The 18,476-nt window shown below is 72.8% G+C and carries 13 protein-coding genes and 1 pseudogene; 10 read left to right on the forward strand and 4 right to left on the reverse strand.

Annotation, left to right across the window (positions count from 1 at the left end; genetic code table 11):
• Positions 1-5: 5 nt before the first annotated feature.
• The 8 genes and pseudogenes from ACQPXD_RS07000 (at position 6) to gatA (ending at position 11,017) form a co-directional block, all read left to right on the forward strand.
• Positions 6-950, forward strand: a complete 945-nt coding sequence (locus ACQPXD_RS07000; RefSeq protein ID WP_432843687.1) for a chitosanase — start codon at positions 6-8, stop codon at positions 948-950.
• A 253-nt stretch (positions 951-1,203) separates the two neighbouring features.
• Positions 1,204-2,277 carry a tRNA 2-thiouridine(34) synthase MnmA gene (gene mnmA, locus ACQPXD_RS07005; RefSeq protein ID WP_432835959.1) on the forward strand — a complete coding sequence of 358 codons (1,074 nt, stop codon included), beginning with the start codon at positions 1,204-1,206 and terminating at the stop codon, positions 2,275-2,277.
• Positions 2,278-2,349: 72 nt separating this feature from the next.
• The gene (locus tag ACQPXD_RS07010) at positions 2,350-3,273 is read left to right on the forward strand and encodes a methionine synthase (protein ID WP_432843689.1); all 924 of its coding nucleotides are present in this window, start codon (positions 2,350-2,352) and stop codon (positions 3,271-3,273) included.
• A 38-nt stretch (positions 3,274-3,311) separates the two neighbouring features.
• Positions 3,312-5,489: an NAD-dependent DNA ligase LigA gene (gene ligA / locus ACQPXD_RS07015; protein ID WP_432835961.1), complete on the forward strand. Its 2,178-nt coding sequence runs from the start codon at positions 3,312-3,314 to the stop codon at positions 5,487-5,489.
• Positions 5,490-5,707: 218 nt separating this feature from the next.
• A pseudogene (locus ACQPXD_RS07020) lies at positions 5,708-6,067 on the forward strand (class I SAM-dependent methyltransferase); the annotation flags it as partial.
• A 1,008-nt stretch (positions 6,068-7,075) separates the two neighbouring features.
• On the forward strand, positions 7,076-9,157 hold the full coding sequence (locus tag ACQPXD_RS07025; protein ID WP_432835963.1) for a putative bifunctional diguanylate cyclase/phosphodiesterase: 2,082 nt from the start codon (positions 7,076-7,078) through the stop codon (positions 9,155-9,157).
• Positions 9,158-9,238: 81 nt separating this feature from the next.
• Positions 9,239-9,538: an Asp-tRNA(Asn)/Glu-tRNA(Gln) amidotransferase subunit GatC gene (gatC, locus tag ACQPXD_RS07030; RefSeq protein WP_432835965.1), complete on the forward strand. Its 300-nt coding sequence runs from the start codon at positions 9,239-9,241 to the stop codon at positions 9,536-9,538.
• A gap of 3 nt (positions 9,539-9,541) precedes the next feature.
• On the forward strand, positions 9,542-11,017 hold the full coding sequence (gatA, locus tag ACQPXD_RS07035) for an Asp-tRNA(Asn)/Glu-tRNA(Gln) amidotransferase subunit GatA (protein ID WP_432835967.1): 1,476 nt from the start codon (positions 9,542-9,544) through the stop codon (positions 11,015-11,017).
• A gap of 39 nt (positions 11,018-11,056) precedes the next feature.
• On the opposite strand, the gene ACQPXD_RS07040 is transcribed toward gatA, so the two are convergent.
• Positions 11,057-11,233 carry a DUF4236 domain-containing protein gene (locus ACQPXD_RS07040; protein WP_432835968.1) on the reverse strand — a complete coding sequence of 59 codons (177 nt, stop codon included), beginning with the start codon at positions 11,231-11,233 and terminating at the stop codon, positions 11,057-11,059.
• A 58-nt stretch (positions 11,234-11,291) separates the two neighbouring features.
• On the opposite strand from ACQPXD_RS07040, the gene gatB reads away from it, so the two are divergent.
• Positions 11,292-12,788, forward strand: coding sequence for an Asp-tRNA(Asn)/Glu-tRNA(Gln) amidotransferase subunit GatB (gene gatB, locus ACQPXD_RS07045; RefSeq protein ID WP_432835969.1), 1,497 nt, complete (start codon positions 11,292-11,294; stop codon positions 12,786-12,788).
• Positions 12,789-13,716: 928 nt separating this feature from the next.
• On the opposite strand, the gene ACQPXD_RS07050 is transcribed toward gatB, so the two are convergent.
• Together ACQPXD_RS07050 and ACQPXD_RS07055 are read right to left on the reverse strand one after the other, a co-directional pair.
• Entirely contained in the window at positions 13,717-15,369 is a 1,653-nt protein-coding gene (locus ACQPXD_RS07050; RefSeq protein WP_432835970.1) for a metallophosphoesterase family protein, read from the reverse strand.
• Positions 15,366-16,553 carry a PQQ-dependent sugar dehydrogenase gene (locus ACQPXD_RS07055; protein WP_432835971.1) on the reverse strand — a complete coding sequence of 396 codons (1,188 nt, stop codon included), beginning with the start codon at positions 16,551-16,553 and terminating at the stop codon, positions 15,366-15,368. Before ACQPXD_RS07055 ends, ACQPXD_RS07050 begins: the two co-directional genes overlap by 4 nt.
• Before the next feature lie 73 nt (positions 16,554-16,626).
• On the opposite strand from ACQPXD_RS07055, the gene ACQPXD_RS07060 reads away from it, so the two are divergent.
• Positions 16,627-17,544: a 2-hydroxyacid dehydrogenase gene (locus tag ACQPXD_RS07060; protein WP_432835973.1), complete on the forward strand. Its 918-nt coding sequence runs from the start codon at positions 16,627-16,629 to the stop codon at positions 17,542-17,544.
• A gap of 272 nt (positions 17,545-17,816) precedes the next feature.
• Here the strand turns inward: ACQPXD_RS07060 and ACQPXD_RS07065 are convergent, their stop codons facing one another.
• Entirely contained in the window at positions 17,817-18,245 is a 429-nt protein-coding gene (locus tag ACQPXD_RS07065) for a PH domain-containing protein (RefSeq protein ID WP_432835975.1), read from the reverse strand.
• Positions 18,246-18,476: the final 231 nt, after the last annotated feature.

Consider the following 18,476-nt stretch of genomic DNA (forward strand, 5'->3'; position numbering starts at 1 on the left):
GTCGCATGTCCCTGCGCCGGCGGCTGGGCTTCGCGGTGTTCATCGTGGCGTCCCTGGCCCTGGGCTCGCTGGCCGTGCGCGGGTCCGGGGGCGTCGAGGAGGAGGCGGCCGGGCAGACGGCGGCGGCCGCCTCGCCGGCCCCGGCCCCGTCGGCGGCCGTCGCGCGGGCGCCCGGGGGCGCGAGTGCGAGTCCGGCCCGCAGCGCCGACGGGCGGCTCGCGGTGCGGGTGGGGCCGGCGCAGCAGGTGCGCGGCGATCTGTCCGACCCGCAGAAGAAGGACATCGCCATGCGGCTGGTGTCCAGTGCGGAGAACTCGACGCTGGACTGGACCGCGCAGTACGGCTACATCGAGGACATCCACGACGGCCGCGGGTACACGGCGGGCATCGTCGGGTTCTGCAGCGGTACCGGGGACCTGCGCGCGGTCGTCGAGCGGTACACGAAGGCGGTGCCGGGCAACCGCCTGGCCGCGTACCTGCCGGCGCTCAAGCGGGTCAGCGGCAGCGCCTCGCACGCCGGCCTGGACCCGAACTTCCCGGCGGACTGGAAGGCGGCCGCGGCCGATCCCGCGTTCCGCGCCGCGCAGGACGCCGAGCGGGACCGGATGTACTTCAACCCGGCGCTCAGCCAGGCCAAGCAGGACGGGCTGCGGGTGCTGGGCCAGTTCATCTACTACGACGCGATCGTCATGCACGGCGCGAACGGCCTGGCGAAGCTGCGCCGCACCGCGGCCGCGCAGGCCGCCCCGCCCGCGAAGGGCGGCGACGAGGCGGCCTACCTGGGGGCGTTCCTCGACGCGCGGGTGCGGCTGATGGAGGACGAGGGCGACCACGGCGACTCCAGCCGGGTGGACGAAGCGCAGCGGGTGTTCCTGGCGGCGCGCAACTTCGGCCTCGATCCGCCGCTGCGCTGGAAGGTCTACGGCGACTCCTACGAGATCGCGGTCTGATTGTTCTTGGCACCGCGGACCTGGCAGGGCCCGGCCGCCCGTTCAGGGCAGGCCGGGCCCGTTGTCTGGCGGGAGCAACGGTCTGTATGTGACGCGGCCCGAGTCATGAATATCGGATTTATCCGAAATTTCGGGCTTGGCGGCGAACCGTCGGGGCGCGTCGACGCGCGCGGAGGCGTGGGATGCCGAGGTGGCGGATGGCCTGGGATCCGGCCGCGCGGGAGCGTGGTGGGTGCGCCGGTAGGCTTGTCGTGTGAGAGTGCTAGCGGCGATGTCCGGCGGGGTCGACTCGGCGGTCGCGGCCGCCCGGGCGGCGGCGGCCGGGCATGACGTGACCGGCGTCCATCTCGCGCTGGCCCGCAACCCGCAGACCTACCGCTCGGGCGCGCGCGGCTGCTGCACGCTCGAGGACGCGCGCGACGCGCGGCGGGCGGCCGACGTGATCGGCATCCCGTTCTACGTCTGGGACATGGCCGAGCAGTTCCACGAGGACGTGGTGGACGACTTCGTGGCGGAGTACGCGGCCGGGCGCACGCCCAATCCGTGTCTGCGCTGCAACGAGAAGATCAAGTTCGCGGCGGTGCTGGATCGCGCGGTGGCGCTCGGATTCGACGCGGTCGTCACCGGCCACCATGCCCGGCTCGGCGCGGACGGGCTGCTGCGGCGCAGCGTCGACCTGGCCAAGGACCAGTCCTACGTGCTGGCCGTCCTGACCCGGGCGCAGCTGGACCGGGCGATGTTCCCGCTCGGCGACTCGACCAAGGCGCAGGTGCGCGCGGAGGCGGCCGCGCGGGGGCTGGCCGTCGCCGACAAGCCCGACAGCCACGACATCTGCTTCATCGCCGACGGCGACACCAGGGGCTTCCTCGCGGAGCGGCTCGGGCGCGCGCCGGGCGACATCGTCGACGCGACCAGCGGGGCGGTGATCGGGCGGCACGAGGGCGCGTATGCCTACACCGTCGGCCAGCGCCGCGGGCTGGACCTGCGGGTCTCCGCGCCCGACCGCAGCCCCCGCTACGTGCTGTCGATCACCCCGGTGACCAACACGGTGACCGTCGGGCCCGCGTCCGCGCTGGACGTGTCGGCGGTGATCGGGCAGCGTCCGGTGTGGACGGTGCCGGCCGCCGGCGACGTCGCCTGCGAGGTGCAGCTGCGCGCGCACGGCGAGACGGTGCCCGCGACCGTGCGGCTCGAAGAGGGCCGGCTGGTCGCCGTGCTCGGGCGCCCCGCCCGCGGGGTCGCGACCGGGCAGGCGATCGTGTGTTACGAGCCGTCCCCGGACGGCGACATCGTGCTTGGCTCGGCCACCATCGCCGAGACGTCCTGAGCCCGCGAGCTGGAGAGAATCGTCGTGACGTCGTTCGCTTGGCCGGTCGGGTCCGCCACCGGCATCGGCTCCATGCCCGGCACCGACATCGCCGAGGCGCAGCGCATCGTGCTGGGCGAGCTGCCCGACCTGCCGCACCTGCCGGAGCTGCCCGCGCGCGGCCCGGGCGCGGACATGATCGGGCGCGCGGGCGCGTTCCTGGTCGAGCTGCCGATCGAGCTGTACGCCGCGCGCTGGCGCGTGGCCGCCCGGCCCGGCCACGACCTGCGCGTCGCGCGCGACCTGCTGGAACGCGACCTGGACACGATGACGGAGCAGGCCGGCGAGTTCACCGGCGTGTTCAAGGTGCAGGTGCCCGGGCCGTGGACGCTCGCCGCGTCGCTCGGGCTGCCGATCGGCGGGCAGGTGCTGCGCGACCCGGGCGCGGCGCGCGACCTCGCGGAGTCGCTGGCCGACGGCGTGCGGGCGCACGTCGCGGACGTGCGGGCCCGGCTCCCGCGCGCGACGGTCCTGCTGCAGCTCGACGAGCCGTCGCTGCCGGCGGTGCTGGCCGGGCGGGTGCCGACGGAGAGCGGGTTCGGCACGCTGCGCTCGGTCGACGAGAGCGTCGCGCGGGCGGCGCTGACCGGGGTCGTGGAGGCGGCCGGGGCGCCGGTCGTCGTGCACTGCTGCGCGCCGGACGTGCCGCTGGGGCTGCTGTGCGAGGCGGGCGCGGTCGGGGTGGCGCTCGACCTGTCGCTGGTCCGCGACCTGGACGCGCTGGGCGAGCGGCTGGACGCCGGGCTGGGGCTGTTCGCCGGGGTGTCCGGGCGCACGTCGGCGGAGCTGGCCGGGCAGGTCCGGGACCTGTGGCGCAAGCTCGGCTTCCCGCTGAAGACGATGGCGGAGCAGGTGGTCGTGACGCCGCCGTGCGGGCTGCCGTCCGGCGCCAGGGTGCGCACCACGCTGACCGCCGTGCGGGAGGCCGCTCGCCGGCTGACGGACGACCTCGAGTAGCGGATTTTTTGTCGTACCCCCACGGTAAGTTCACTGCCATGACCGACGCCGAAACCGAACCGACGATCGAGGCCCGCGAGCGGCACGCCGAGCTGGCCCGGGAGCTGGACGAGCACCAGTATCGCTACTACGTGCTGCAGTCCCCGTCGGTCGACGACGCGACCTACGACCGGCTCATGCGGGAGCTGGTGGCGATCGAGACGCAATATCCGGCGCTGGTCACGCCGGATTCGCCGAGCCAGCGGGTCGGCGGCACGTTCTCGACCGAGTTCGCGTCGGTCACGCACCGGGAGCGGATGCTCAGCCTCGACAACGCGCTCGACGAGGCCCAGCTCGACGCCTGGGCGGAGCGGGTGGAGCGCGACGCCGGCAGCCAGCCGCGCTACCTGTGCGAGCTCAAGATCGATGGGCTGGCGCTCAACCTCACCTATGAGCAGGGCCGGCTGACCCGGGCCGCGACCCGCGGCGACGGGCGCACCGGCGAGGACATCACGTTCAACGCCCGCACGATCCGCGACATCCCGGAGCAGCTGGCCGGCGACCACGTGCCCGACCTGCTGGAGGTGCGCGGCGAGGTGTTCTTCACCCTGGAGGGGTTCGAGGAGGTCAACGCGGCGCAGGTGGCGGCGGGGGAGAAGCCGTTCGCCAATCCGCGCAACGCGGCCAGCGGCAGCCTGCGGCAGAAGGACCCGCACATCACCGCGGGCCGGCCGATGCGCATGCTGGTGCACGGGTTCGGCGCCCGGGAGGGGTTCAACCCGGCCAGCCAGTCCGAGGCGTATGAGCTGATGCACGGCTGGGGGCTGCCGACCTCGTCGCGGTATGAGGTGTTCGACGACCTGGCGGGCGTGAAGTCCTACATCGCCAAGTTCGGCGAGCTGCGCCACAAGCTGGAGCACGAGATCGACGGCGTGGTGGTGAAGGTCGACCAGCTGTCGATCCAGCGCCGGCTCGGCTCGACCAGCAAGGACCCGCGGTGGGCGATCGCGTTCAAGTATCCGCCCGAGGAGGCGATGACGAAGCTGCTCGACGTGCAGGTCAACGTCGGGCGCACGGGGCGGGTCACGCCGTTCGCGGTGATGGAGGCGGTGTTCGTCGGCGGCGTCACGGTGCGGCAGGCGACCCTGCACAACGCGCAGGAGGTCGTGCGCAAGGGCGTGCTCATCGGCGACACGGTGGTGATCCGCCGGGCCGGCGAGGTGATCCCCGAGGTTCTCGGCCCGGTCGCCGACCGCCGCGACGGCACCGAGCGGGCGTTCGTGATGCCGGCCGAGTGCCCGGCGTGCGGCACGCCGCTGGCTCCGGAGAAGGAGAGCGACGTCGACATCCGCTGCCCCAACACGCAGTTCTGCCCGGCGCAGCTGCGGGAGCGGCTGTTCGCCCTGGCCAGCCGGTCGGGGCTGGACATCGAGGCGCTCGGCCAGGAGGCGGCCGCGGCGCTGCTGGAGTCGGTCATCCCGAACGAGAGCGAGCTGTTCGACGTCGACGCCGAGCGTTTGGCGGGCTCCCCGTTCTTCGTCAACAAGAACGGTTCGCTCGGCGCCAACGCGGTGAGCCTGCTGGCCAACCTGGAGGAGGCCAAGCAGCGGCCGCTGTGGCGGATCATGGTCGCGCTGTCGATCCGGCACGTCGGCCCCACCGCGGCGCAGGCGCTGGCCCGCTCGCTGGGCTCGATGGAGGCGATCGCCTCGGCCACCCCGGAGGAGCTCGTCGCCGTCGAGGGCGTCGGCCCGACGATCGCCCGCGCCGTCCACGACTGGTTCGAGGTCGAGTGGCACCGCGAGTGGGTGAAGCGCTGGGCCGACGCCGGGGTGCGGATGGTCGAGGAGCGGGTCGACACCGGGCCGCGGCCGCTGGAGGGCATGACGGTCGTGGTGACCGGGTCCCTGGAGCGGTATTCCCGCGATCAGGCCACCGAGGCCGTCACCTCGCGCGGCGGCAAGGTCTCCGGCTCGGTGTCGAAGAAGACGCACTTCGTGGTCGTCGGGGAGGCACCGGGCTCCAAGGCGGACAAGGCGGCCTCGCTCAAGGTGCCGATCCTGGACGAGGCGGGGTTCGAGGTGCTGCTGACCGAGGGCCCCGACGCGGCACGGGCCGTGGCCCAGGTCGCCGAGCCCGCGGACCCCGCGGACCCCGCGGACCCCGCAGACCCCGCAGATCCCGCAGAACCCTCGGAGGCGGCGGAATCGTCAGCGGAGGAGAAGGAGGAGGTTTAGCGGCAGAGCCGGCCCGGATGCTCCACGTGCATGAAGGACGCTGGTATTCACCTGGTTGGCCGGGGTGAGCGGGAAGGCTCGGGTGCTCGATTGCGGCCGTGTCATGGCAGAGCTGAACGAGCGGGGCTTCTCCGGCGTGCCGGGGTGGACCTGTCTCCCGCGCTGACCTTGCGGGGCCGCCAGTCGCGGCCCGGCCTGCTGCGGTTCGAGGTGCTGGAGTCCAGCCGGCGAGCTTCGACGCCGTCGTGCTGTTCGCGGTGCTGACGTGCGTCCCCGACGACGACGCTCAGCGGGCACTGATCGCCGAGCTGGTCCGCGTTCTGGCGCCGGGCGGGCCGCTGTATGTCAGCGACATGGTCAAGCCGACGAACGCAACCGGGGCCGCTACGCCGCGCATGCCCAGCGGTTCGGCACCCCGTACGGGGTGTTCGCCACCGGCGGCCGGGCGGCGTGCCGGAATCGACCGTCATCAATCACGGACGGTGCAACTGCTGGAGACCGCGGTCAGGCGCCAGCCTTCGGTGACCGCCGGCGCGGCGGTCGCCGTGCGCGTGGTTTCCCGGTCCTGGCGATGCTGACGCCGATGGACGCGGTCCGCTGCGCCGTGATGGAGAGGTGCCAGACTGCTGAGCGGCTGGCCCGAGGTCACGTCCGCCGGCGTGGTGTATCAGGCCAGTGCCTGATCGTGCTGGTTGAGATCAGGCGGCCGCCGCGGGCTGGGTGTCGGTGGCCACCTGGGCGCACAAGCGGTCATCGCCCCCTGGGTGGCGCGGTGCGGCGGACCGGTGCGGATGTCGCACCCGCCGGGCGCAACCTGCGATCCGCGCGGCCGGGCCGGACGTATGTCTCCGGGATCGCGATGCTCGCGGTGGCCGCACACCGGGTTTGCCATGATCCCGGAGACTTGTGGTACACGGGGGTACATCAGCGTTCCGTGATCATGAAAAACCGATGGTGTCGATGCGCTGGTGCGCATGATCACGGAGACTTCCGGTCCCTGCGCCCTGCCGCGCGGCGTGCAGCGCCCGACCGGTGGGACATGATCGCAGACCGTGCCCGCCGGTTGGGACGCGCAGGCCGGCCGCCGGTGGCCGCCGGCGGGCATCGTGGACGGCGGGGCGGGCCGGTGCCGGGGTGCGGGCGGAGCGCGGCCGGTGCGGGCCGGCCAGTATCGGACCGCACGCGGCGCATCGCGGCCGTGCCGGTGCCGGTCCGTGGCGGACAGGCCAAGCTCATACACCACGCCGACGGACGTGAACTGGCCCGACGTTCCTGTGCTGATTCTGTCGTGCGGGCGGAGAGTAATGGCTTGATTGGCGCGATGTAACCGCTCCCATGGGCTGACGGGAGTCAATACCGATTGACACGTAGGGTTCGCAATCGGTTACCCGGCAATGATATTCAAGCTGATCTGTCCACTTTGGCATCGCCCGGTCGGTTGAATAGCATGGCGGTTCTGCATCGATTCGGCATCCTTTCCTGATTTCTCCCGGCGGCAGGGTGCAGGCTCCGTAGGCGTCCGTACCGACTGTCGCGCGGCCCGCCAGACGAGCCGGCGCGCCGAGCAGAGAACGGGGACCGGCCGGATGGAGCAGAGCGCGTTGCGCAACGTCGCGCCGCCTCGGCATCGACATCGGTTTTTCGCGTACGTCGCCGTCGTCATCGGGCTGGCGGCCGCGCTGGCCGTGCAGAGCGTGGTGCGCGACGGCCTGCCCGGGCGCACGGATCCGGCGTTCTGGGTGTTCGCGGCGCTGGCGGTGGTCGCCGACACGCCGCCGTTCGTGCAGGGCGGGCGGGACGAGGAGGCGCCCACCTTCCCGTCGGTGTCGTTCACGTTCGCGCTACTGATCGCCTACGGGTGCGCGCCCGCCGTGGTGGTCCAGCTCGCGGCGGTGGTCGTGGCCGCGATATGGCTCAAGCACGCGCCCTGGCGGGCCGCGTTCAACGCCGCCCAGTACATCGTGTCCTTCTGCGCGGCCGGGGCTGTGCTGAACGCGGGCGGGTTCGATGCGCGACGCCCGGACGCGCACGCCCTGCTCGGCGGGGCCGCGGTGCTGTGGGTGCTGGCCGCCGCGGCGACCTGGTTCGTGGTGAACAACCTGCTGGTCTCCACGGCGGTGTGGCTGCGCTTCGGCGGCGGCTGGCGGCGGCGGTTCGCCCGGGCGGTGGTCGCCGACGCGCTGCCCAACGGGGCGCTGCTGCTGTCCGCGCCCGGGCTGGTCGCGGCCGCGCACGTCGACGTGTGGCTGGTGCCGCTGGCCCTGGTGTCGCTGTTCGCGGTACGGCGGATGATCAAGCTCGCGGCCCAGCGCTCCCAGGCGGCGCGCCGCGACCCGCTCACCGGCCTGCCCAACCGCAAGGCGCTCGAGCGCGCGGTCGCGGCGGCGCTGCAGGAGCACGCGGAGCGGGCCGAGGTCGGCGCGGCCGAGCGGCGCCTGGCCCTGCTGCTGCTCGATCTGGACGCGTTCAAGCAGGTCAACGACGCGCTCGGGCACCGGGTCGGCGACCGGCTGCTGGTCGAGGTGGGCGAGCGGCTCACCGCGGCCGCGCGCGCGTCCGGGCCCGGCAATCTCGTCGGGCGGCTCGGTGGCGACGAGTTCGCCGTGGTGGTACCCCATCTGAAGGACACGGCGGACGCCCGGCGCAGTGCCGCCGAGATCATGTCGGCGCTGGCCGAGCCGGTGCTGCTGGACGGGCTGCCGATCGACGTCGGCGCGTCGGTGGGGGTGGCGGTCTATCCCGAGCACGGCACGGACTTCGCCGAGCTGATGCAGCACGCCGACGTCGCGATGTACGACGCGAAGGGCCGCGGCGACAACCTCGCCGTCTACGCGCCCGAGTCCGACCACAACACGCCCGAGCGGCTCAGCCTGCTGGCCGACCTGCGCCGGGCGCTGGAGTCCGAGCAGGACGGCGGCATCGAGCTCTACTACCAGCCGCAGGTCGAGCTCGGCACCGGCGCCGTGGTCGGCGTGGAGGCGCTGCTGCGCTGGCGGCACCCGCAGCGCGGCCCGGTCGACCCGGAGGAGCTCATCCGGGTCGCCGAGCACAGCGCCGTGATGCGCCTGCTGACCCTGCGCATCGTCGACGAGGCCATCGGGCAGCTCGCCGCCTGGCGCGGCAGCTCACCGGCGGCCGAGGGGGTGCGCGTCGCGGTGAACGTCAGCGTCCGCGACCTGCACACCGGCGAGATCGCCGACCGGATCGCGGCCCGGCTGCACCAGATGTCGGTCGACCCGTCCCGGCTGGAGCTGGAGATCACCGAGAGCGCGCTGATGGCCGACCCGCGCCGCGTCCTCGCGACGCTCGCCCGGCTGGAGAAGCTCGGCGTCGCGATCGCGCTCGACGACTTCGGCACCGGCTACTCCTCGATGCTCCACCTGCGCCGGCTGCCGCTGGCCGAGGTGAAGATCGACCGCTCGTTCGTGCTGGGCGTGGCCACCGACCCCGACGACGCGGCGATCGTCCGCTCCATGATCGACCTGGCCCGGGCGCTCGGGCTGCGCGTGGTCGCGGAGGGCGTCGAGGACGAGCGCACCTGGCGCATGCTCGTCGAGGCCGGCTGCGACCTGGCCCAGGGCTGGTACTTCGCCCGCCCGATGCCGCCGGCCCAGCTGCTGGACTGGCTGGCGCGGCGCCCCCGGTCCACCGTCGCGCACAGCGGGTGACAGCCACGAAATAGACTCGTCGGGTCGACGCCGGCATGTCACGCTGCGTCGAAGCCGACGACCTGAAGGAGATGCGCGCCGATGGCCACGATATCCCGCGAGGAGGTGGCGCACCTCGCGCGCCTCGCGCGGCTTGCCGTCACCGATGAAGAGCTCGACACCTTCGCCGGGCAGCTCGACGTCATCCTGCAGGCCGTAGCCCAGGTGGGCGAGGTGGCCGCGGCCGACGTGCCGCCGACCTCCCACTCCGTGCCACTGACCAACGTGTACCGCGACGACGTCGTCGTGCCGGGCCTGTCGCGCGCGGACGCGCTGGCCGGCGCGCCCGACGCCGAGGAACACCGCTTCCGCGTCCCGCGGATTCTCGACGAGGAGGCCTGAGCCGTGTCCGACCTCATCAAGCTGTCCGCGGCCGAGCTCGGCCGCCGCCTCGCCGCGAAGGAGGTGTCGGCCGTCGAGGTCGCCACCGCGCACCTCGAGCGCATCGAGGCCGTCGAGGGCAAGGTCCACGCCTTCCTGCACGTCGACCGCGAGGGCGCGCTGGAGGCCGCCCGGGCCGCCGACGAGCGCCTCGCCCGCGGGGAGGCGGCCGGCCCGCTCGACGGCGTGCCGATCGGCGTCAAGGACGTCATCGCCACGCGCGGCGTGCCGACGACCGCCGGCTCGAAGATCCTCGAGGGCTGGCGCCCGCCCTACGACGCGACCATCACCGGCCGGCTGCGCGCCGCCGGGCTGGTCATGCTCGGCAAGACCAACATGGACGAGTTCGCGATGGGTTCGTCGACCGAGTATTCGGCCTACGGCCCGACGTACAACCCCTGGGACACCTCGCGCATCCCGGGCGGCTCCGGCGGCGGCTCGGCGGCCGCGCTGGCCGCCTACGAGGCGCCGCTGGCCATCGGGACCGACACCGGCGGCTCGATCCGCCAGCCGGCCGCCGTCACCGGCACCGTGGGCGCGAAGCCGACCTACGGCGGCACGTCGCGGTACGGCCTCATCGCCTTCTCCTCGTCGCTGGACACGCCCGGCCCGTGCGGCCGCACCGTCGAGGACGCCGCGCTGCTGCACGCCGTCATCGCCGGCCACGACCCGCGCGACTCGACGTCGGTCCCGCAGCCGGTGCCCGACGTCGTCGCGGCCGCGCGGCTCGGCGCCACCGGCGACCTGAGCGGCGTGCGCCTCGGCCTGGTGAAGGAGTTCGCCGGAGAGGGCGCGGAGCCCGGCGTCGCCGCGGCCTACCGCGAGTCGATCGACGCCCTGGTCAAGCTCGGCGCCGAGGTCGTCGAGGTGTCCTGCCCGAGCTTCAAGTTCGCGCTGCCCGCGTACTACCTGATCGCGCCCAGCGAGTGCTCCTCCAACCTGGCGCGCTTCGACGGCGTGCGCTATGGCCTGCGCACCGGCGACGACGGCAAGCGCTCGCTCGAGGAGGTCATGTCGCTGACCCGCGCCGCGGGCTTCGGCCCGGAGGTGAAGCGGCGCATCATGATCGGCACGTATGCGCTGTCCGCCGGCTACTACGACGCCTACTACGGCCAGGCGCAGAAGGTGCGCACGCTGATCACGCGCGACTTCACCGCCGCCTTCGAGTCCGCCGACGTGCTCGTCGCGCCGACGACGCCGTTCGTGGCGTTCCCGCTCGGCTCGCGCACGTCGGACCCGTACCAGATGTACCTCGCCGACCTCTACACGATCCCGTCGAACCTCTACGGCGGCCCGGCCATCTCGGTGCCGGCCGGCCTGTCGGAGGGGCTGCCGGTCGGGTTCCAGATCATGGCGCCGACGATGGCGGACGACCGGATGTACCGTGTCGCGGCCGCGCTGGAGTCCACCCAGCCGCCGCTGACGCCGCCCGCGCTGTAGACGGTGACCCCGGGGCCGTCGCCGGCCCCGGGGACCGGCTCAGCCGCGGCCGCCCTGCCGCCAGGAGAACGGGCCGGGCAGGTCGACGCGGTTCTTGCGGCTGCGGGAGTTCCACGACCAGGGGCCGAGCTTGAAACTCCACGAGGAGAAACCCTCCTGCGTGAAGTGGAAGATGAACGGGCCGAACTTCTTGTTCTTTCGAAACTGCACCGGCATGGGCGCTTGATACCCAATGTCGTGCATGGATACACCAGAGGCTGAAAGCAGGCAGATCATGAGCACCGTGACGCAGCTGACCTACGAGGAGGCGGTGGCCCGGTTCGAGCCGGTCATCGGCCTGGAGACGCACGTCGAACTCGGCACCAACACCAAGATGTTCTGCGGCTGCCCGACCACGTTCGGCGCCGAGCCCAACACCCAGGTCTGCCCGGTCTGCCTCGGCCTGCCCGGCGCCCTGCCGGTCGCCAACCGCGCCGCGATCGAGGCGACGATCCGCATCGGCCTCGCGCTGAACTGCTCGATCGCGCCGTGGGGCCGATTCGCGCGCAAGAACTACTTCTACCCGGACATGCCGAAGAACTTCCAGATCAGCCAGTACGACGAGCCGCTGTGCGTGGACGGCTACCTCGACGTGGAGCTCGACGGCGAACTGGTGCGCATCGGCATCGAGCGCGTCCACCTCGAGGAGGACACCGGCAAGACCCTCCACGTCGGCGGCGCGACCGGGCGCATCCACGGCGCGACCGAGTCCCTCGTGGACTACAACCGGGCCGGCATCCCGCTCGTCGAGATCGTCACCAGGCCGGTCCCCGGCACGGGCGCCCGCGCGCCGGAGATCGCCCGCGCCTACGTCACCGAGCTGCGCGACGTCATCCGCACGCTCGACGTCTCGGACGTGCGCATGGAGCAGGGCTCGCTGCGCTGCGACGTCAACACGTCGCTGAACCGCACGGGCGAGGCGTGGGGCACCCGCACGGAGACGAAGAACGTCAACTCCCTGCGCAGCGTCGAGCGCGCCGTCCGCTCCGAGATCATCCGCCAGGCCGGCGTGCTCGAGTCGGGCGGCAAGATCATCCAGGAGACCCGCCACTTCCACGAGGAGACCGGCGACACCACCTCGGGCCGCAGCAAGGAGACCGCGACCGACTACCGCTACTTCCCCGAGCCCGACCTGGTCCCGCTGGCCCCGCCGGCCGAGTGGGTCGCCGAGCTCAAGGCCGCGCTGCCCGAGCTGCCGCGCGTGCGCCGCGCCCGGCTGCAGGCCGACTGGGCCTTCTCCGACCTCGACATGCAGTCCGTGGTCAACGCGGGCGCCGTCGAGCTCATCTCCGCCACGGTCGAGGCCGGCGCCACCGCCGCCTCCGCGCGCAAGTGGTGGCTGGGCGAGCTGGCCCGCCGCGCCAACGAGACGGAGACCGAGCTCGACGCCCTGGGCGTCACGCCCGCCGCCGTCGCCGAGCTGCAGTCCCTGGTCGACTCGGGCAAGATCAACGACAAGCTCGCCCGCGTCGTCCTGGAGGGCGTCATCGCCGGGGAGGGCACGCCGGCGCAGGTCGTGGCCGCCCGGGGCCTCGAGGTCGTCTCCGACGAGGGCGCCCTGACCGCCGCGGTCGACGAGGCGATCGCCGCCAACCCGGACATCGCCGCGAAGGTCCGCGACGGCAAGGTGGCCGCCGCGGGTGCCCTGGTCGGCGCGGTCATGAAGGCCACCGGCGGCAAGGCCGACGCGAAGACGGTCCGCGAACTGATCATCGCCCGCCTGACCGCCTGACCGGCTGGGTTCGTCCAGGCCGCCGCGTGGTTTCGCGGCGGCCCGGCCGCCCCCGAGCCGGCGTTGCCGGTCCGCGCCGCGGACCGACCCGTGGCCGTACCCGAATTTTCGGAAATTCCGTATTACTCCGGTCCGTGCAACTCGCGACCGTTGCTCCCGTCAGACACCACTCGGGCCTGGCGGCCCTCCCTGCCAGGCCCGCGGTGCCAAGAGCGAATCGAAAAGTCGGGCGCTCCGCGCCACGACTTTTCGGACTTATACCCCGGCGGCCGACATATCCGCTGAAGTCACCATAAGACTGCTCGTGGGCCGGTCGTAAGTCTCCGTGATCATGCGCTCATCGCTGTCGACACCACGGTTTTTCATGATCGTGGAGACTTTTGGTACTGATAGGTACGTTTTGTCTCCGCGATCACGAAAAAGTCGGTGAACGGCGGCGGGTCGCGCATGATCGCGGAGAGTTGTGGTCGGGCGCCGATCGGTGCGGAGCACGCCGCGGTCTGGCTGGCGCCGGCGGCATGGTGCTCGGCGGGGCTTGCGGTGCGGAGCGCGCTGGGGTTCGGCCGGCGGCGTCCCTCACCGCGCGGCCTCGACGGGCTGCGTGCGTCGTCGGTCGCCCTCCACCGGCAGGTATGGTCCCCGCCGCCGAACGGTCGTGGCCCGGCTGGTCGAACGATCGGCCACCTCGCGCCCGCGCAGCACGGTGGTGGGTCGCGGAGCCCGTTCCTGGGGGCCGGCGCAGGCGTCGTGCTCGGCCGGGTTGCGGTGTCGGATGCGCGGTGGGGGCTTGGCACCGCGGACCTGGCAGGGCCCGGGCGCCCGTTCAGGGCAGGCCGGGCCCGGTGTCTGGCGGGAGCAACGGTCTGGAAGTGACGCGGCCCGAGTCATCTGATGCTTGGTCGGCAGGTGCCGCAAGTCTCCGTCGGGGCTAGGAGGAGGGGGACAGCGACGGCGCGGGGGCGGGCGTGGACGGCTCCGGGGTCGGCGGGGCCTTCGTGTCCTCGGGGACGATGTGCCGCTGCAGGGACACCTCGGTCAGGCCCGTGCCGCCGACCGTGATGTCGTCGTAGGCCGACAGGTGGCGGTCCTGGTCGAAGTACAGGATGGAGAGCGCCAGTGGCGTGGGCTTCTCGTGCTCGAGGCCGCGCAGGCCCGCGCCGCCCGTGGAGCCCTCCACCATCAGCAGGGTGCGCTCCCGCGCGGGGGGCTTCGGGGCGGGCGAGCCCGACGCCGACGGGACCGGGGCGGCCACGGGCGGCTTCGCGTCCAGGCGGGACACGGAGCGCTGGTGCAGGTGGCCGGCCAGGACGAGGGGGCACGCGCCGGCCAGCTCCTGCGCGGCGACCGGGTCGTGGACCAGCGCCACGTCGACCGGCTTGGGGCTGGAGCGGATCTTCTCGGCGAGCAGGTCGCCCGAGGCGACGACCTGCTGGTGCTGCTCCTCGTTGGTCGCGTCCGTGGACTTGTCGGGGGTGAAGCGCGGGTCGCCGATGCCGGCGAAGGTGAGGCCCTTGACGGTGGCGATGTTGTCGTCGAGGACGATCGCGTTGGGCTGCCGCGCGACCGCGGCCGCGGTGACCGTCGAGTCGTGGTTGCCGCGGATGTAGATGTACGGGACCTTCAGGTCGGAGATGACGTTGACGTACGACGCCTCGGGCTCGCTGCCCCAGTCGTTGATGTCGCCGGTGTCGACGATCATGTCGATGCTGAACTGGTCCGCGACCGAGCGCACCACGCCCCAGGCGGCCGGGTTGAGGTGCATGTCGGAGATGTGGAGGACCTTGGTGGCGCTGGTGTTCGGCTCGTACACCGGCAGCGCCGAAATCGTGCCGTAGAGCTTGCTGACGTTGAGCACCAGCTTCTGCAGCTGCGCCCGGTACTCCTCGTAGCGGTTGGCGATGCGCTGCGCGTCGCCGATGATGGCGGGGGCGTTGACGAGCAGGCCGCGGTAGGTCGGCTCCTGGATCGCCGCCGGCTTGAAGGTCAGCAGCGTCGCGGCGCCGGTCGACGCGAGGACGCCGATGACCACGAGGCCCGCGATCGCGGTCTCCCGGCGCGCGCGGAACACCAGCAGGACCAGGGCCATGCCGCCGAGGACGCCGCAGCCGGCGGTCTGCAACGCCAGCCGTCGCACGCCGAGGTTGAGCTGGTCGACGGCGTCGTGGCTGATCTGCTCGAGGTTGCCGGACTTCGCGGCGAACGCGCGGGTGCGCGTCTCGTCCAGCGACTCCAGCCGGATGCGCAGGTGCGCGGGCCCGTCGTGGCTGTCCAGCTCCAGCGAGCCCAGCGGCGGGATCTCCACCGACGTGTCGCCCACCCACGACGGGGTGAGCGACAGCTGCGCGCGGAAGGGGCCGATGTCCTGCGTCGTCGTGCCGCCGAGCTGGACGCCGATGAGCATGCCGATGACGGCCACCGCGACCACCAGCAGCAGGCGCGCGACCCGTCTCAGGCGTGGGTGCCCGGGCGCGGACGCGCGGGCGCCGAGCGGGTGGTGGCGCCGCCCGGCGGCCATGACGATCGCGCGGCGCCGCTCCCGTCGGGCGGCCAGCGCGGTACGGCGGGAAAAGGGCGAGATCAACTCTTGCCGGCCTCGCCGACGTTGCTGATGACCAGGCGCAGGAGGCGGTCGTCGTCGGGCTTCGGGTCGCCGCGACCGTCCTTGTTGGACGTCGACACCCACAGACTGCCGTCCGGCGCGACCGCGGCCGCGCGGAGGCGCCCGTACTCGTCCTGCAGCAGCGGCGTGGGCGCGCCGAGGAGGCCGCCGGTCGCGGTTACCTGCATCACGTACAGCCGGGCGCCCTTGAGGCAGGCGGCCACCAGGTAGCCGTCCAGATACGCCAGGCCGGAGCACGACGCGTCGGCCGTCTTCCATACCTGGATCGGGTTCGTGTACTTCGGGTCCGAACCTTTGCCCTCTACGGCGGGCCAGCCGTAGTCCTTGCCGGCCTCGATCACGTTGAGCTCATCCCAGTCGTTGGCGCCGTACTCGACGGCGTACATCCGCTTGTTCCCGTCCCAGGCGAACCCTTGCACGTTGCGATGTCCGTAGCTGTACACGGCGGTTCCGAACGGGTTACCGGGCGCCGGCTTGCCGTCGGGCTGGATGCGAAGGATCTTGCCGGCGAGGCTGCTGAGGTCCTGCGCCGACTCGGGCTTGCTCGCGTCGCCGGTGGCCACGTAGAGGAAGCCGTCCGGGCCGAAGCGGATCTGCCCGCCGTTGTGCACGGATGACTTGGGGATGCCGGTGAGGATCGGGGTCGGCTGCTGCCCGAGCGTGAGCTTCGAGACCCGGTTGTCCTCCTGCGTCGTGTAGTACACGAAGACTGTTTTGTCCGTGTCGTACTCCGGCGAAACCGCGATGCCGAGCAGCCCGCCCTCGCCCCCGGGCACCGCCGCGTCGATCTTCTGCAGCTCCGCCACGAGCAGCCCGTCCGACGTCGTCTCCTTGCCGACCTTCAGCAGCCGCTTGCTGTCGCGCTCGGTGACCAGCCCCGACCCGTCCGGCAGGAACGCGATGCCCCACGGCACCGCCAGGCCCTTCGCGAGCACCGTCACCGACACCTCGTTGCCGCCGTCGTCGCTGCCCCCCGAGCCGGACGGCGACGGATACGGCGAGAGCTTCGGCGGCGACCCCAGCTCGTCCGGCGGCGGCGGCCCGAACGAGCAGCCCGCCAGGGCCAGGGCGACCGCGGCCGCGCAGAGGGCGGCAACAGTCCGGCCGGCATGCCGGCCTGCGAATCGGTGCGTCCGGGCGCTCACCCGGCCAAGAGTAGCGTTGCCGAACAGTCCGGCATCTTTTCCCACGGTACTTCCCGGCCTGCATCATCGACCCATGGTCAAAATCTGGATCGCCCATGGCACGGGGCTGCCACTGCTGGGCCCGCTCCCGCGCGAGGGGGTGCGGGTCGAGGTCGCGAAATCCGTGGCCGAGCTGCCCTCCGACCCGTCCGGGGTGGTTTTCTGGGTACCCCCGATCCCGTCCGGCCCCGGCCTCACCGATCTGGCCGCGCGGATGCCCGACCTGCACGTCGTGCAGCTGCTCAGCGCGGGCGCGGACGCGTTCGCGGGTCGGCTGCCCGCCGGGGTGACCCTGTGCGACGCGCGCGGCGTGCACGACTCGTCCGTGGCCGAGTGGGTCGTGGCGGCCGTCCTGGCATACGTGCGTGACCTGCCGCTGTTCGTGCGGGCGCAGGAGCGGGGCGAGTGGGCGTACCGCGGCACCGGCGAGCTCGCCGGCAAGCGGGTCCTGATCGTCGGCGCGGGCTCGATCGGCCACGCGGTCCAGGCGCGGCTGCTGCCGTTCGGCGTGACGGTCACCCGGGTGGCCCGCCGCCCCCGCGCGGGCGTCCACGGGGTCGAGGAGCTGCCGGACCTGCTGCCCGCCGCCGACGTGGTGATCCTGCTGGTACCGCTCACGCCCGGCACCCTGGGCCTGGCGTCGGCCGGCTTCCTGGCCCGCCTGCCCGACGGCGCCCTGCTGGTCAACGCCGCCCGCGGCCCGGTCGTGGACACCGCCGCCGTGACCGCCGAGGCCCTGACCGGCCGGATCGGCTTCGCGACCGACGTCACCGACCCGGAACCGCTGCCGCCCGACCATCCCCTGTGGCACCTGCCGAACGTCCTGATCACACCCCACATCGCCAGCGCGGTCCCGGGCCTGCTCCGCCGCGGCTACTCCCTGGTCGGCGACCAGCTACGCCGCTACCTGGCGGGCGAGCCGCTCGACAACGTGGTCTCCGACGGCTACTGACCTTGCGCCTGCGCCTGCGCCTGCGCTTCCGCGCCCCGGCTCCCGCGCGACGCCCTGGTGCGGGCTCCCGGAGTGCCTTTCGCGCGGTCCGTGCGCTTCCGCGCGTGGTCCTTTCACGCTGGCGCGTTCGTGGGCGGCTTGGCGCCTCCGCGCGCTGTGTCCGCTTCGCGGCCCGATCCCTATTACTTCCGCATTACTTCCGCTTTGTTTCCGCGCCCCGCATCCCGCCCTTGTGACCGTGCGTCGCCCAGGAATGGCGGTTCGTGGCGGGGTCAGGCGGTGGGCCGGGCCGGTTCCGCGGGCTCCTCCGCGTCCGCGCGGTTGTCGGCCGGGCGGTCGGTCTCGAGGTCGCGGCCGCTGGCCTGCACGACGCGGGGGAGGTCCTCCGGGCGCACTGCGTCGAGGGTCACAAGGTGGCCGTTGGCGAGGCGGGCCTGCACGGTGCGGCCGTCGGAGACGAGGCCGTCCACCGCCGTCCACGGGACGGTGCGGCTGGCCAGCAGCGCCCGCACCGTGAAGCCGCGCGCATCCACGTCGGTGCCCGCCCGCCAGGCCCAGACGGTGGCGGCGAGCGGCACCAGGAGTACCGGAAAGAACCAGGCGCTCTCGGCGAGCAGCGGAACGGCGCCGATCACGGTGATGCCGGCCGCGACGGCGAGGGCTGCGCTGCGTCGGAACTTGACCTTGACCTGGTTGCTCACCCAGCCATCCTCCCACCTTCGAGGAACTGCCTCCGCGCGGTGGGACAGGCATACTGAGCGCCGTGGGGGATGGGAACTGGTGTCCGAGAGACGGCCTGGCCGCCTCTCGCTCACGCTGGCGGCCGGGGTTACGCTCGGTGCCGTGTTTGACGAGATCGCACCCGGACGGCGGGTCTGTCCGGACGGTCTGCGGAGATATGTCGAAGTTTGCCGGCTGCCGGCCGTGGCGGG

Origin of the sequence: Dactylosporangium sp. CA-092794, from assembly GCF_050948465.1 — a bacterium.
GTDB lineage: Bacteria > Actinomycetota > Actinomycetes > Mycobacteriales > Micromonosporaceae > Dactylosporangium.

Excerpts from the sequence above, each read along its gene's own strand:
- gatB (WP_432835969.1), top strand. The coding sequence starts at position 11,292 with ATGAGCACCGTGACGCAGCTGACCTACGAGGAGGCGGTGGCCCGGTTC.
- ACQPXD_RS07025 (WP_432835963.1), top strand. The coding sequence starts at position 7,076 with ATGGAGCAGAGCGCGTTGCGCAACGTCGCGCCGCCTCGGCATCGACAT.
- ACQPXD_RS07060 (WP_432835973.1), top strand. The coding sequence starts at position 16,627 with ATGGTCAAAATCTGGATCGCCCATGGCACGGGGCTGCCACTGCTGGGC.
- gatC (WP_432835965.1), top strand. The coding sequence starts at position 9,239 with ATGGCCACGATATCCCGCGAGGAGGTGGCGCACCTCGCGCGCCTCGCG.
- ACQPXD_RS07000 (WP_432843687.1), top strand. The coding sequence starts at position 6 with ATGTCCCTGCGCCGGCGGCTGGGCTTCGCGGTGTTCATCGTGGCGTCC.
- ACQPXD_RS07040 (WP_432835968.1), bottom strand. The coding sequence starts at position 11,233 with ATGCCGGTGCAGTTTCGAAAGAACAAGAAGTTCGGCCCGTTCATCTTC.
- ligA (WP_432835961.1), top strand. The coding sequence starts at position 3,312 with ATGACCGACGCCGAAACCGAACCGACGATCGAGGCCCGCGAGCGGCAC.
- ACQPXD_RS07010 (WP_432843689.1), top strand. The coding sequence starts at position 2,350 with ATGCCCGGCACCGACATCGCCGAGGCGCAGCGCATCGTGCTGGGCGAG.